A 14,125-nucleotide genomic window follows, 5' to 3' on the forward strand; every position below is an offset into this window, starting at 1 on the left:
AGGTCTGCCCCATCGAATGTCTCCTCAGTGCTAACGGGCCTGCTGCAGGTTTGCAAACAGTTCTCTATGGGCAGTATCGTTGATGGCAATCACGGCGGGGTGCGTAAGACGGCGTTCCATTGAAATAGCGTAAAACTGCTCGGTTACCTCGTCTGTACGGCCTATTATTGTAACGCCATGTTCGCGCTGCACTTCGTCCGCTATAACCGATGGCGCAATGAAAATACCAATGCCGGCTTGTCCGAAAGCCTGCATCAGCGCGCTGTCGTCAAACTCTCCCACGATATGCGGGCGGAGCTGGCGAACGTCGAACCAGCGCATCAGTGCTGTTCGTATGGCGGCCTCCTTGCCGGGAATGAGCAAGGGGGCCGCATCAAGAATTTGGGGCCAGGGTCGAGTGAACCGCGCTGCAAGCCGTGGCTCGGCGAAGAATGTAATACCGCAGTCTCCAAGTTTATGGCTGTAGCCTTTCACGTTGGTCCCGGCGGGCATCGGACGATCGGCAAGCACCAGATCCAGCCGCTGGATTGCCAACTCTACCAGGAGGCGCACAAGCTTGTCTTCGCGGCAGACGATGCGCACCGGCTCGGCCAGTGTCATTGCCGGGGTCAGCAGTTTGTATGCAATCGTCTTGGGTACGGCATCATCGACGCCCACGCGCAGCGGGATGGTGTGGCTCTCGGGGCGGCTGCGCAGCGTCTCTTCCAGTTCGTTCCCGATCTGAAAGATCTCGTCTGCGTATGAAAGCGCGAGCCGGCCTGCTTCCGTCAATTCCAGGCGCCTGCCGACCCGCAAAAAAAGGGCAACCCCAAGCGCTTCTTCCAGTAAGCGGATCTGGCCGCTCAGGGTTTGCGGGGTAAGATGCAGCCGTTCGCTCGCCCGGACAATGCTGCCGGCCTTTGCGACGGCCCAGAAATAATGCAGCTGCTTGTAGTTGAGCACAAGGATTCGAGTCCGGTAGTTTGATGACGATAATTCGTAAAAACCGATTATATCATCAGTGAGATACTACTTTTCTTGATGCAAATTCTCATTTAGACTGAATCCCTCTTCCCTATATAAACGAGACTGGGCGTCATTTTCAAAGTTGAACAGGGGACACCATTTTGGCCCATGCCGAGGATGTCCGCCGACGGCCAGGTTCATCGTGTTCGGGTGCTTCCAGCATTTATGGAATCGGAGCAAGCTTCGCTTTAGAAAAAATAAAGGTAGTACATGCGCTTATCACCTTGTTATTGTATTTTGCCGGGTCTGATTCTTGTTTTGCCATTTACGACTGCCTCAGCGCTAGATCCTTCGACAATTCCTGCTATTACCGCTCCGCCAGCGCCACCACCGATGACTGCGCCGGCTCCCGCTGTACCTGCGATGCCCTCGCAAAGGACGCCTGCCATGCCGGCGCCGACCGCACCAGGCCCAACCGTGCCCGGATCCGTGCACGGTAAGCAACCTGGCCAGCTACCACCCGCAGCAGCTCGCCCAACAATGCCTACGCCAACAGAGGCATTGCCTTCCGAGGTACTCACGGTTCACGAGTTGCAGCGACTTGGACTGAAGGCCAATGGTTTGGTGCAGGCGGCGCACTTTCAGGTAAGAGCCGCCGAAGCCGGGGTCGTTGGCGCGTCGGCCTATCCCAATCCGCAGCTGACTTTCATGGCCGGACCCCAGCACGCGCGGATTCCACAGGCCTTGCCGTCAAACAGCCATCGTCAATTCACCATATCTCAGCCTATCGAGAACCCGTTCCTGCGAAGTGCGCGCATTGGTTCTGCCGAGGCCGGCGTGGATGCCAGCCACGCAAGTCTCGAACAAGTGAGGGCGGATCTGGCTGCGCAATTGCGTGTGGCTGCATACGAACTGGTGCTGCGACAAGAAGTAGCCCGGGTGGAGGCGAGCGTTTCTGAATTGATGGAGGAAATACGCCGTCGCGTCAAGGTGCGGGTTGATGTCGGGGAAGCGGCACGCTTTGAGCTCATAAGGGCCGAAACGGAAGTGCTGGCTGCTGCTTCACGTAGAGAGGCGGCACAATTAAATGCGCAAAGAGCGCGCGTTGCCCTGATACAGCTTACTGCCGGCGCCTTGAGGCCTGATTTCCATATTGAGGGGTCCCTGACAGACCCCGTGGACCTTCCTCCCCTGGAAGAGTTGCGCGAGATTGTACCGGCTGTAAATCCTGAAGTGACGCGTCTGCAGGCCGAATGGAACCGGGCAAGCTTACGGACCAAACAGGAACGGGCTGCCGTGCTGCCGTCGGTAACGGTATTACTCAGTAACTTCCAGGAGGCGCAATATACCTCCAACCTCGCGGGCGTGAACGTAACGATACCATTGTTTTATCGCCGTCGCGGCGAAATTGACGCGGCTGTGGCAGACTCCGAGCGGGCTCGTGGGATATTGGAGTTTCGTCGCTTCGAGATCGGACAATTGCTCGAATCTGCCTGGCAGGCGAAGCAGATCGCGCAGCGAAGGGTAGAGATGTTTGAGGGTGGACTGCTGAAGGAAGCCGAGAGCGCGTTAGAGGTTGCCCAAGCGGCTTACCGCTTTGGCGAACGCGGGCTGATCGAAGTGCTTGACACTCAGCGCGTGCTGCGAGGGCTGCTGTCGGATCTCTTGCAGGCACGCTTTGATCTGCAGGTTGCTGTTGCCGAAATTGATCGCTTGCGCGCCCACTATCCCAAGGAAGATCTCGAATGAAAACAACCATGCAAGCCGTCGGCGGCATTATGATAATCGCGCTGCTCGCCACAGGATGCGGAAATGGCACGCCGACCGCTGCGAAAGAAGCAGCCCCGGAAGAGCCGGTGGACGTAAACCGAATAACGCTAGAGCCGGAAAAGATGCATCGGGTGAAAATAGGGCAGCCTTCGATGATCAATATAGCCGATAAGTTGCAGGTGCCGAGCCAGGTCGAAGTGGACGAACACAGGCTTGTGCGCGTGGGCGCCAACGTCACGGGCCGCATCGTCGATGTATATGCCACGCTGGGGGACAGTGTGGAAGCCGGGGCCGAGTTGGCGCGTATTTCCAGTCCGGAATTGACCCAGGCGCAGCTTGCTTATCTGCGCGCGTTTTCCCTGACCACGCTGGCGGAAAAAGCAGCGGAGCGCGCTCATCACTTGCTGGCGGCCGATGTGATTGCCGTTGCCGAAATGCAACGGCGTGAGTCGGAATTACAGGTTTCACGAGCGGAACTGGGCGCCGCAGCGGATCAGTTACGCTTGCTGGGCGTGGACAGTAAGGCCTTGAATGAGCTCGCAAAAAAGGGTTATATCCTGCCATCTGTTGCCATCAGGGCATCCAAACCCGGCATCGTTATCCAGCGGAACGTCGCGATCGGACAAGTAGTGCAGCCCTCCGATCTCTTATTTCAGGTGGCTGATCTGTCTTCCGTGTGGGTGGTAGGCGATGTGCCGGAGCAAATCGCCCGTAATGTGCAGGTTGGGCAACATGTGGAGATTCACGTGCCCGCACTGGGGGATATCAGCTTCGATGGCCTGATCATATTTGTGGCTGATACGGTGGACCCTCTGACACGGACAGTAATGGTGCGGACGGTGGTTGAAAACCCGCGGCGTAAGCTCAAGCCGGCTATGCTTGCCGGTATGCAAATTATCGATAATCCCGCAGAAAGCCTGGTGGTGCCCGAGACGGCGGTGGTGCGCGAGGCCAACCGCGACTACGTATTTCTCGCTCAAGGCGACAATCGATTTCTCCGCGTTCCCGTGGAACTGGGTCCCGAAGTGGTAGACATGCGCCCCGTGCTGAAGGGACTCACTGCCGATCAGAATATCGTGGTAGACGGCGCCTTTCATTTGGAAAACGAGCGCAAGCTCGCTGAGCTGGAATAAGCCCATGCTTGCTTCAATCGTGCGCACGATGCTTAAGCAGCGACTGCTGGTTGTAGTGGTCGCAATAGCCCTGTGCGGCGCAGGCTTGTTTTCCACGAAGCATCTCTCGGTAGATGCCTTTCCCGATGTGACCAATATACAGGTAATGGTCGCTACCGTTTCAATCGGTCGGAGCCCGGAGGAGATCGAGCGGCTGGTGACAGTTCCGGTGGAACTTGCAATGATAGGTCTGCCGGGATTGGTTGAGATGCGCTCCATCAACAAGAGCGGACTTTCTCTGATCACGCTGGTTTTTACTGATAAGACAGATGTTTACTTCGCCCGCCAACTGGTGATGGAGCGGCTCATCGAGGTATCCCCCACGTTGCTGCCCGGCATCAATCCGGTACTCGGCCCGGTAAGTACGGGTCTTGGAGAGGTATATCAATATACGCTCGTTCATCCCGACGATGGCGAGCGCGCGTTAACTGTCGAAGAGTTGACGGAACGGCGAACAATACAGGATTGGGTGGTTCGGCCCATGTTGCGCGCGACCCCAGGTGTCGCGGAAATCAACTCCATCGGAGGCTATGTCAAGGAATACCATGTGCTGGCCGATCCGAACCGGCTACGCCATTATGATTTGACGCTGGCCGATGTGGATCGAGCGATCGCGAGCAACAACGCAAATGCCAGCGGCAATATACTGCCGCTTCACGCGGAACAGTACCTGATTCGCGGCGTCGGCTTGATCCGCACGCTTGATGACATTCGCAATATTGTGCTCAAGGAATTGGATGGCGTCCCGATATACGTGCGTGACGTAGCCGAAGTGAAATTCGGCGAGGAGGTGCGCACGGGTGCCAGTATCAAGGGTGGCTACACCGAGGCGGTAGCCGGCATCGTAATGATGCTGGCGGGTGGCAACGCGAAGGAAATCGTCGGGCGGCTGAAGGCAAAAGTTGCCGATATCAATGAGCAAGGCCTGTTGCCGGGCGGGCTTCAGATCGAACCATTCTACGATCGAACCGATCTCGTGAATGACGCGTTGTGGACAGTGAGCAAGGTTCTGCTCGAAGGCATTGCGCTGGTAATAGTGATATTGTTTATTTTCCTGGGAGATGTGCGCTCCAGCCTGATCGTCGTTGCAACCCTCATTATTACGCCACTCATTACCTTTATGGTAATGAATGACCAGCAGATAACTGCGAACCTGATGTCACTGGGGGGACTGGCTATCGCCATCGGCCTCATGGTGGATTCCACCGTAGTGGTGGTGGAAAACGTATATCACCGCCTGGGCCACGCAGCCGACACGCGTGAATCAAAGTTGCTGACAATTGTAGACGCGGTAGTCGAGGTAGGTACCCCGGTAATTTTCGGCATCTGTATCATTATTCTCGTGTTCCTGCCTTTGATGGCGTTGCAAGGCATGGAGGGCAAAACTTTCAGCCCGCTCGCATTCACGATTGCCATTGCACTGGCAGTGTCGCTTATCGTTTCGCTGACGCTTTCTCCGGTGCTTTGCGCCTATATCCTTAAGGGCGGGGCCGATAAGGACACCAGGATCATCGCGTTCCTCAAGTCCGGTTACCGGCGCATGCTGAATTTGGCCTTGGCCCACGAGAAAACTACTATTGCCACAGCCATAGGTTTGCTTGCGCTGTCTTTCGCCCTGTTCCCGCTCCTGGGCAAATCCTTCATCCCCATTATGCAGGAAGGCGCGGTGACACCTGTGATTATCCGTGTCCCCTCTATTTCGCTCGACGAAGCCATAGAGATCGAATCAGAGGCGATGCGGCTGATCGCTGCAATACCAGGAGTGAAAAGCGTGGTATCCAAACTCGGCCGCGGCGAGTCGCCTGCTGATCCGGCTTCGCAGAATGAGTCCGACCCTATTGCGGCTCTGGACCTGGAGGGGTCGGGCCGTACTCAGCATGAGATCGAGGAGGATATCCGGGAGGCTCTGAAAGTACTGCCCGGTGTGAGTATTGCGCTATCGCAGCCGATCGCACAGCGGGTGGATGAAATGGTGACAGGGGTGCGCTCGCAGATGGCGATCAAGATTTTCGGTGATGACCTGGAAGAGTTGCGCAAGCTGTCCGAGCAGGTGGCACGCATCATCAAATCAACGCGAGGCGCACGCGATATACGCATTGAGCGCTTGTCGGGCCAGCAGGAATTAACGATCGATATTGACCGTCGTGCGATTGCGCGTCACGGTCTCAACGTTGCCAACGTGAATCAGTTGATTGAAACGGCGATTGGCGGCAAGGCGGTAACCAAGGTTTTCGAGGGGGAGCGGCGCTTTGTGCTTCGCTTGCGCTTCCCCGAGCATTTCCGCGACGATGTCGAGTCGATTCGCGACCTTCTGTTGCGTCCGCCGGGAAATGCCGGGCCCAATGGGGAGATAGCGCGGGGCGGTGTCCTGGTACCGCTGAGCGCGGTAGCGGATATCAAGGTAGTCGACGGCCCGGCAATTATCTCGCGGGAATACGCCAAACGCCGCGTAGTGATCGGCGTGAATGTGCATGACCGCGACATTGCCGGTTTCGTTGCAGAGCTACAGGAACGTACTGCGAAGGAGGTGAAATTGCCACCTGGCTACTACTTTGTCTGGGGCGGTCAGTTCGAGAATATGGAACGCGCCATGGAGACGCTATCGGTGATAGTCCCGCTTACTATCGCGGCGATTTTCTTTTTGCTGTTCGTGCTGTTCAATTCGGTCAAGCTGGCCGCACTTATTATTTTGGTACTGCCATTTGCTTCCATTGGCGGGGTCTTCGGGCTTTTCATCACCGGCGAGTATCTTTCAGTGCCGGCTTCGGTGGGTTTTATCGCGCTCTGGGGCATTGCCGTGTTGAACGGTGTAGTATTGATCTCGTATATCCGAAAACTGCGTAATGAAGGGGCCAGCGTAGCGGAGTCCGTGATAAAGGGGTGCGAGCAGCGTTTCCGCCCGGTGCTTATGACTGCTACTGTCGCTATGCTGGGGTTGGTGCCATTTCTCTTTGCCACAGGTCCAGGCTCGGAAGTGCAACGCCCGCTTGCCGTGGTGGTGATCGGTGGACTGATTACTTCGACGTTGCTGACGCTGGTGGTATTGCCAACCCTTTACCGCTGGTTCGACGAGAAGCCAATGGAAATCTGAGGGGAACAATATGAGAGAGATTCGTGCTGTATTCCGCCCTGATCGTCTGCACGTCTTACGCCGGGCATTGCGCAAAATTCCAGGTTTTCCCGGGCTGACTGTGATTGAGGTGAAAGGCTTCACTGCGCCGGCTCTCATTAATAACCCCACACTGCAGGAAGAGCTGACCGATTTTGCGGGGAAGGTAATGATTTACACGATTGCTGCGGATGACATGGTCGATTCGATCGTCGACGTGATACTGCGCGAATGCCAAACCGGTCTTATCGGGGACGGCATCGTCTGGTCGGTGCCTGTTGAAACGGCCCGCCGCATCCGGGACGGCAGCCCGCTCTAATCCCCTCATCGCTTCACTTCTATCGCGATGCCATCGGGGTAGGTAGTATAATCGCCGTTTTTCCGGTCCTTCATGGCAAGCCTCGCCATAGAAAGCCGGAATCGAGCTATCAAAGAAAAAATGTCGCTATCTCCATCCTCCGCAAAAGATAAAGCTAAAATCCTGGCTGAAGCCTTGCCTTATATCCAGCGTTTTCACGGCAAAACCATCGTCATTAAATATGGTGGTAATGCGATGATCGAGGACAATCTCAAACAGGGTTTCGCCCGCGATGTAGTGTTGCTGAAGCTCGTCGGTATAAACCCCGTGATCGTTCATGGCGGAGGTCCGCAGATCAACGACATGCTGAAGCGGGTCGGCAAGCAGGGCGCTTTCATCCAGGGAATGCGCGTAACCGATGCGGAAACAATGGATGTGGTGGAGATGGTGCTGGGGCTGATCAATAAGGAAATTGTCAATCTCATCAATCAGCATGGTGGCCTTGCAGTGGGCTTGACCGGCAAGGACGGCAGTTTCATGCGCGCTAAAAAAATGCTTATGCAGGACAGGGAGACAGTGGATAAATGGATCGATCTTGGCCAGGTTGGGGAAATCGATAGCATAAATCCTGCTTTGATTGAACTGCTCGAAACACGTAATTTCATTCCGGTGATCGCTCCCATTGGTGTGGGAAAAAATGGCGAATCGTATAACATCAATGCTGATCTGGTTGCTGGAGAGCTTGCCAGGGTGTTGAATGCCGAGAAGTTGATACTGCTCACCAACACGCGGGGCGTACTGGACAAGGACGGGAATCTGTTGACCGGGTTGACTACGCAAAGGGTGGATGAATTATTTGCCAACGGCACCATTTCGGGCGGCATGATACCAAAAATCGGTTCAGCGCTGGATGCGGTGAAAAGCGGTGTTAAGTCCTGCCACATCATTGATGGACGCGTCGAGCATGGACTATTGCTGGAAGTGCTGACGGATGAGGGTGTGGGTACGCTTATAAAGGCGAACCAGCTTTAGTCTGCGACATTGCTCAATGCAGGTTTTAAGGAGTCTGCACAGATTTCCCTGGAGGCATTGCCGGTGTAAGAAACCCATCGCGCCTCCCTCCCGGACTATCAATCATTATATTGCGCGTACCATCGCAGAAGCCGATGTTGCCCCGGATGTCAGTAAGGCGGGAGTTTCCGAATAATTGAGCATTAGCGAAGTGGGGAGTCCATGGCGGCCAAGCCCGGCGAAAGAAAAGAGCAAATCCTGCAAGTTCTGGCGGGAATGCTGGAAGAACCTCGTGGGGGAAAAATCACAACGGCAGCGCTGGCTGCCAAGCTCGATGTCTCCGAGGCGGCGCTCTACCGCCACTTCGCCAGCAAGGCTCAGATGTTCGACGGCTTGATCGAGTTCATCGAAAAAACGCTGTTCAGCCTTATCAATAAATTAATGACGGAAGAGAAAAGCGGCATCAGGCAAGTTGAAGGAATCATTGCACTATTGCTCGGTTTCGCCAAGAAGAATCCGGGCATGACGCGGGTACTGATCGGGGACGCGCTGGTAAACGAGGATGACCGCCTGCAAGCGCGCATCAGTCAACTGCACGACCGGTTGGAGGCAACCCTGAAACAAGCACTGCGCTTCGCGGCCAGCGAGCAGCAGATTCGGGCGGATCTGGATGTTTCCGCCGAAGCGAACATGCTGATGTGTTATGTTGCGGGCCGCTGGCACCAGTTTGCCAAGAGCGGCTTCAAGCGCGACCCGATGGAGTATTGGGAAGCGCAGCGCAATCAGATATTTTCAAGCGAGTTATTCATGCATGCTGTTCCTTCGAATAATTGAAATTGCAGCTTCAGATGTTCAAAGGATGAGCAGACCAGGAAAGATAATAATCTCTGCCTCAATTTTCTTTTGATGTGTTCAATTTTATTTTAATGTTCGATGTTGTTCCAATATAGGAGATGCCATGCGAATTGCGGTGACTGTTCTTGGGTTGTCATTATTATCAGGATGCGCTTTCACGAATATGACTATTAATCCTCCGGCATCCAGTGTATCAACGCAGCTTTCTGGCGGGGATAAGCGTGAGATTGTGATGAGCATTCCGTTCGCCGACGAGCGTCAAATCCGGGCGCGCTGCGGGATGAAGAAGAATAGTTATAACATGGACACAGCCTCTGTGTATTGTTCCTCTGAGCCAGCAGTCTGGCTGGCGCAGCTACTTGCTCAGGAACTTAAAGCTGCGGGTTTTACGGTGAAAGCAGGCGGGGTAACCGACAAACCGAATGGCGTAAAAGTAGAAGGTTTTCTACTCAAGTTCTTCATTGAGCCTGTCATTGGATTTACGACGATCTCTCCCGAAACAGACATCCACATTAAACTGATTGCGACGTCAGCTAACGGCTTGAATGCTGAGCATAGCTTCTTCTTTAAAGGAAAAAACTCTGCACTTACAGGAATGGACTCGAATTTTCAGCCGTCCGTTGATGACGCTACAAGAAAAATCATTAACGACATGGTGTCTGCGATTTTGACACTTATGAATCGTTACCCGGAGCTTGGCAGGAGTAGTTCAATTGATCCGCTGGTACGTGTTGCGTTAATAGTCAAGGAGAAATCATGAGACGGATCGCCACCTTAATTCTGGTTGTGTTTGGTATAGCTGGCTGTGCTCGACACGTCGTAGTTAATCCGGAAGAAGTATCGCGTTACAACAGTCCCGAATGGATTGTGAAAAGCGCCCCTGCAAAATCAGCAACGCACAAAAATACGCAATGAGGTATCCTGATTTTTTGTATCTCATAACACGTTGTAACACTTCGGTGCTGCGGTGTTAGCATTAGGGTGTGGCGTCACAATCGTCAGGAGGGAATGGACATACCAGGATTAAAGATCTAGACGGGCAACATTTGGCCAGTTGCCTCTCCTGCGGGCAGGTCGAGTAGATCAATCTGATAGAGCGGGGTGATCCAAAGCCCCGTTGATCCGTTCGCGTGCGAGCCTCTTGAGCCGTTCCAAGACTGGTGCCGGGTTAGCTGCAAGATAGCATCAGCCTCCCGATTCACAAGTTCTCTAACTGTTCATCCGAGCCGCAAACCTTGCACGCGGAATCCTTTTTCAGCTTGACGGAACGCCATTCCATTGACAAGCCATCAAGCAATAGCAGGCGGCCATTCAGGGTTTCCCCGATATCGAGCAGGATTTTTAGCGTTTCCGCTGCCTGGACACTACCAATAACACCGACCAAGGGTGCAAACACGCCCATCACCGCGCAACGCATATCTTCATTTTCACCATTCTCGGGAAAGAGGCAGTGATAGCAGGGGCTATGGACGTTGCGGAGATCGAATACCGCAACTTGCCCAGCAAAGCGTATCACCGCACCGGATACGAGCGGCTTTCTGCGCGCGGTACATGCGCGGTTGATGGCATAACGGGTGAAGAAGTTGTCGCTTGCATCTACCACTACATCGGCGTCTGCAACCACTTCCAGTAGTCCACTCATATTCATGCGCTCGTTCAGCGTAATCACATCCACTTCCGGATTGATTTCCGCTAGCGTCCTTTTCATGGAATTCGTTTTGGGCGTGCCGATGCGATCAGTGCTGTGGGCGATTTGCCGTTGAAGATTGGTCAGGTCGACCGTATCGCTGTCACATATGGTCAGTTTTCCAACCCCGCTCGCCGCGAGGTATAGCGCGACAGGCGAACCCAATCCCCCTGCGCCAACCACAAGTACATGCGAGCGAGTTAACACTTTCTGTCCTTGTATGCCGATTTGGGGCAGCAGAATATGACGGCTGTAGCGCAGTAGCTGGTCGTCGTTCATTGATGCAGCAAACCGCTATTGAGGAAAGCGAACCGTCGGCCCAGTCCGCTTTTCCAGCAGCAGGGGCGCAAGGGCGGTTGGGGGAGACAGGCGAAATAATAAAAAGCAGGGCACAGGTGTCGATTCAACTTGCCTCCGGCCCGGTTAGGGACTTGCGTAAGTTTTTATACGCAAGTCCCTGAGTACACCCAAACCGCAACCCCGGCTACAGTTTGAAATCAATGCTCGACTTTTGCCGAACTCTTGGCGACTGCGCTATCTTTACCCTCTTTAAAATAATTCATGGCCTGCGTCAGCAATTGGTCACCGCTGGAGCCAAATTCTGCTGGCGGCTCCTGTTTTTTGTTGTCTTTGACCTCACCGTTCTCCGGCTTGACATTCTCCGGCGTGATTGGCTTGGCCTCAGGCTTGGGCGCCGCCTTTACCGCTTCCGTCCCAGATTTCGCTTCTCCCGGTTTTCCGTTGGACAGATGCCGGTCCAGATCAGCTTCGCGCAAACGCTCGGTTTCATCTTTCGCTGACTCATCAAGAATATCGGGCGTGATACCCTTGGCCTGAATGGATTGCCCATTAGGCGTGTAGTAACGCGCGGTGGTGAGCTTGATGGCGGTATTGTTTCCCAATGGCAGGATGGTTTGCACCGATCCTTTCCCGAAAGTCTGCGTGCCCATCACGATGGAGCGCTTGTGATCCTGCAAAGCGCCAGCAACGATTTCCGAAGCAGAGGCCGAGCCGCCGTTTACCAGGGTAATCATGGGCACAGTCTTGATTGCCGGCGGCAGTCGCTTCAGATAGTCATTTCTTTTATCGCGCAGGTAGAATTCCGGGCTGGCCTTGAGCTTCATCTTGGCGTCGTCCGTACGTCCATCCGTATATACCACGAGCGAATCGGCCGGCAAAAAGGCGGCGGATACGGCGACAGCACCATTCAACAAACCACCGGGGTCGTTACGCAGGTCCAGCACGAGTCCTTTCATCGGTACTGTACTTTCCTTGAACAATTTCTCGATGGCCTTGATCAGGTTTTCGCCCGTCTGTTCCTGAAATTGGGTGATGCGTATATAGCCATAGCCTGGCTCGATCAGCTTCGACTTGACGCTCTGGATCTTGATGACTGCCCGCACCAGCGTGAATACGAGCGGTTTCGTCTCGCCCTTCCGTATTACGGTAAGGTTGATCGAGGTATCAGGTTTGCCGCGCATGCGCTTGATTGCATCGGTAAGCGAGAGGCCCTTGACGGCTGTGTCATCCAGTTTGATGATCAGATCGCCAGGTTTGATGCCAGCGCGAAACGCGGGCGTATCCTCTATGGGCGAAATGACTTTAACGAATCCATCTTCCATGCTGACTTCAATACCCAACCCGCCAAACTCGCCCTGGGTACCGATTTGCAGTTCCTTGAAGGCATCCATATCGAGATAGGCAGAGTGGGGATCCAGACCCGTCAACATTCCATTGATGGCTTCCGTAATCAGTTTCTTGTCACCTACCGGTTCAACGTAATCGCTTTTGATTCGTCCGAATACTTCAGTGAACGCCCGGAGCTCTTCGACCGGTAGCGGATGCGCGACTTCCGGGGTTTCCTTATTGGCGACAGCAGAAAAATTGAGGCTAAGCATCACGCCGGCAATTACGCCGAAAATAACCAAGCCAAATTGTCGCATCTTGTCACCCATTAAATGGTTCTCCATTCATTTGTCAAATTGTTGCACCGCTCATTTTATTCTGACCCAGTTCAAGGGGTCAAACGGTTTACCCTGGTGGCGCAATTCAAAGTATAGGCCGGAATCAGGATCGCCACCGCTGTTTCCGACCGTTGCTATCGTATCCCCGCTGCTTACAGCGTCTCCCACCTGTTTATGAACTGTCTCATTATTGCCATAGAGGCTCATGTAACTACCGCCGTGATCGATAATCATCAGGTTGCCGAATCCTCTCAGCCAATCGGCGAAAACTACGCGCCCACCCGCAATGGCCTTGACGCTCTCACCGGGCGCAGAGCGGATGAACAAGCCCTTCCAGGTAATCCCTCCATCAGCACGTGGACTGCCAAATCGGTTCACAAGTTCCCCGCGCACCGGCAAACTCAAGCGCCCTTTCAATGACGAGAACGGGCTCCCGTGGTTCGATGCGTCCGGTACTCTTTGATTGTTCAGGGGGGCAGGACCCGGCCGGGGGGCACGCTTTTTGCGCGCCAGCATTTTGGCGATCTTGTCCACCAACCGGCTGAGGCGATCCTCGTCACGCTTGAGTTTGCCGATTTCCTTTCGCTGCTGATCAGCTTGCAGCGATATCTCCGCGAGCAGCTTGGCGTGCTCGGTCTTCTGCCGTTCAAGGTTCTTTTTGTGTCCGGCCTGCCTGGCCTGGATCACAGCAATTTCCGCGGTTTTTTCCCGGCTCTGGAGAGTGAGCGCATCAAGCCGTTGAAGATTTGCGCGGAGCGCATCTATGTCGTCCATGCGCGCACGGGATAGGTAGCTGTAATAATGCAGGCTACGCGCGATTTTGTCGGGGTCCTGCTGGTTGAGCAAGAGGCTCAGGTACTCCTTTTGCCCGCCACCGTCGATATAGCGCCGGTAAAGCAGCTTGCTCAATCTCGATTGTTGGGCCTCAATATCCCTTGCAACCTGTACGGATTGTGCCTTCAACTGCCCAAGTTTGTCGTTAGCCTCGTTTTGCTCTTTCGCAAGGGCTGCCAACTTGCGGCTGGCGGCACTGATGGCCTGTTCCGACTCGCGAAGCGCATCTGCCGTTTCCGACTTCGATTCCTCTGTATCTGTCAGTTCTTTCTGTAAAGCCTGGATCCGGTTGCGCAGTTGTTGCAGTTCTTTTTTATCCACCTTGGGGGTGGCTTCCTTGGGCGCCGCCTCAAGTGAATGCGGCGAATGGGACAGTATCAGGGCGCAAGCAGGGATAAGCTTGCGAACTATATTCCACCACCGATCAATACTGGTCAAAACCGGGATTTCCAAGCGATTCATACCGAAAGAAATCACTAC

12 protein-coding genes are annotated in these 14,125 nt (G+C 54.4%); 8 read left to right on the forward strand and 4 right to left on the reverse strand.

What is annotated here, in order from left to right:
• Nucleotides 1–30: 30 nt before the first annotated feature.
• Nucleotides 31–942, reverse strand: coding sequence for a transcriptional activator NhaR (gene nhaR, locus BMZ14_RS01370; protein WP_074793832.1), 912 nt, complete (start codon nucleotides 940–942; stop codon nucleotides 31–33).
• 543 nt (nucleotides 943–1,485) lie between these two features.
• On the opposite strand from nhaR, the gene BMZ14_RS01375 reads away from it, so the two are divergent.
• From BMZ14_RS01375 to BMZ14_RS14960, 8 genes are all read left to right on the forward strand, one after another.
• On the forward strand, nucleotides 1,486–2,694 hold the full coding sequence (locus tag BMZ14_RS01375; RefSeq protein ID WP_256208297.1) for a TolC family protein: 1,209 nt from the start codon (nucleotides 1,486–1,488) through the stop codon (nucleotides 2,692–2,694).
• Entirely contained in the window at nucleotides 2,691–3,848 is a 1,158-nt protein-coding gene (locus BMZ14_RS01380; RefSeq protein ID WP_074793836.1) for an efflux RND transporter periplasmic adaptor subunit, read from the forward strand. Before BMZ14_RS01375 ends, BMZ14_RS01380 begins: the two co-directional genes overlap by 4 nt.
• A gap of 4 nt (nucleotides 3,849–3,852) precedes the next feature.
• The gene (locus tag BMZ14_RS01385; protein WP_074793838.1) at nucleotides 3,853–6,978 is read left to right on the forward strand and encodes an efflux RND transporter permease subunit; all 3,126 of its coding nucleotides are present in this window, start codon (nucleotides 3,853–3,855) and stop codon (nucleotides 6,976–6,978) included.
• Between the two features lie 10 nt (nucleotides 6,979–6,988).
• A complete protein-coding gene (locus tag BMZ14_RS01390) occupies nucleotides 6,989–7,315 on the forward strand; it encodes a P-II family nitrogen regulator (RefSeq protein WP_074793840.1) in 327 nt (108 codons plus the stop codon).
• Nucleotides 7,316–7,435: 120 nt separating this feature from the next.
• Complete coding sequence (gene argB / locus BMZ14_RS01395) at nucleotides 7,436–8,326, forward strand: acetylglutamate kinase (protein WP_074795425.1); 891 nt, start codon at nucleotides 7,436–7,438, stop codon at nucleotides 8,324–8,326.
• A 201-nt stretch (nucleotides 8,327–8,527) separates the two neighbouring features.
• The gene (slmA, locus tag BMZ14_RS01400; RefSeq protein ID WP_074793842.1) at nucleotides 8,528–9,139 is read left to right on the forward strand and encodes a nucleoid occlusion factor SlmA; all 612 of its coding nucleotides are present in this window, start codon (nucleotides 8,528–8,530) and stop codon (nucleotides 9,137–9,139) included.
• 124 nt (nucleotides 9,140–9,263) lie between these two features.
• Nucleotides 9,264–9,920 carry a YajG family lipoprotein gene (locus tag BMZ14_RS01405; RefSeq protein ID WP_074793844.1) on the forward strand — a complete coding sequence of 219 codons (657 nt, stop codon included), beginning with the start codon at nucleotides 9,264–9,266 and terminating at the stop codon, nucleotides 9,918–9,920.
• Nucleotides 9,917–10,075: a hypothetical protein gene (locus BMZ14_RS14960; RefSeq protein WP_177186886.1), complete on the forward strand. Its 159-nt coding sequence runs from the start codon at nucleotides 9,917–9,919 to the stop codon at nucleotides 10,073–10,075. The genes BMZ14_RS01405 and BMZ14_RS14960 overlap by 4 nt, the downstream gene beginning before the upstream one ends.
• A 283-nt stretch (nucleotides 10,076–10,358) precedes the next feature.
• Here the strand turns inward: BMZ14_RS14960 and BMZ14_RS01410 are convergent, their stop codons facing one another.
• The 3 genes from BMZ14_RS01410 to BMZ14_RS01425 all read right to left on the reverse strand — a co-directional run bounded on the left by BMZ14_RS01410 (nucleotide 10,359) and on the right by BMZ14_RS01425 (nucleotide 14,098).
• Entirely contained in the window at nucleotides 10,359–11,126 is a 768-nt protein-coding gene (locus BMZ14_RS01410) for a HesA/MoeB/ThiF family protein (RefSeq protein WP_074793846.1), read from the reverse strand.
• A 218-nt stretch (nucleotides 11,127–11,344) separates the two neighbouring features.
• On the reverse strand, nucleotides 11,345–12,802 hold the full coding sequence (locus BMZ14_RS01420) for a S41 family peptidase (RefSeq protein WP_074793850.1): 1,458 nt from the start codon (nucleotides 12,800–12,802) through the stop codon (nucleotides 11,345–11,347).
• A gap of 39 nt (nucleotides 12,803–12,841) precedes the next feature.
• Nucleotides 12,842–14,098, reverse strand: a complete 1,257-nt coding sequence (locus BMZ14_RS01425; protein ID WP_256208298.1) for a murein hydrolase activator EnvC family protein — start codon at nucleotides 14,096–14,098, stop codon at nucleotides 12,842–12,844.
• Between the last annotated feature and the right edge of the window lie 27 nt (nucleotides 14,099–14,125).

The organism is Nitrosospira briensis (genome assembly GCF_900115125.1).
GTDB lineage: Bacteria > Pseudomonadota > Gammaproteobacteria > Burkholderiales > Nitrosomonadaceae > Nitrosospira > Nitrosospira briensis_A.